This window comes from Microbulbifer sp. SE14 (assembly GCF_059834885.1).
Genome location: NZ_JCBAJA010000092.1, coordinates 1 through 536 on the forward strand (window position 1 = coordinate 1; position 536 = coordinate 536).

Consider the following 536-nt stretch of genomic DNA (forward strand, 5'->3'; position numbering starts at 1 on the left):
CGCGGCACTCAGTCTCCCCTGACTGGCTGATGCTCGGCGCCAGCCCCAGGTAGTCCGACACTTCCTCCTCGCGCCGGAATCGATGGGGATCGTCTATGGTGGCGCGATACAGCACACTGGTCATTGGGCCAACCCCGACGACTTCCTGCATCACTCGCGTCACTTCGTCCTGCCGGCTCCGCGACTCTACCTCTTTGGTCAGCCGCTTCTCCTCTTCCTTAGCCGCCTTCCAAAGCTTTAACAGCCCCTCCATGGCGGTTTCCAGGCCCGGAACCTCGCGCCTCACGACCTCCCCCACTACCTGATCGAACTCGCCGTCACTCACTTTTCCCAGGCGAATACCTTGAGCCCGCAGCAGACCGCGGATACTGCTCGCCATGGCTTGACGGGTCTTGACCACTGTCTGGCGCGCCGTGCTCAGGCTGCGTAGTTCCCGCGCTTCCGCGCTCTTGCGATGCACTGGGTTGAACCAGCCGCTGCGCCCTATCTCGGCCAGGGTGCGGGCGTCCCGCCGGTCAGTCTTCTTTTTCGCCTTC

Annotated in this window: 1 protein-coding gene; it reads right to left on the bottom strand. The window is 63.4% G+C overall.

Going from position 1 to position 536, the window contains the following annotated elements; all coding sequences use genetic code 11:
* On the bottom strand, positions 1–536 hold a 536-nt coding region (locus AC6R19_RS22790; RefSeq protein ID WP_500582162.1), incomplete at both ends, for an IS110 family transposase.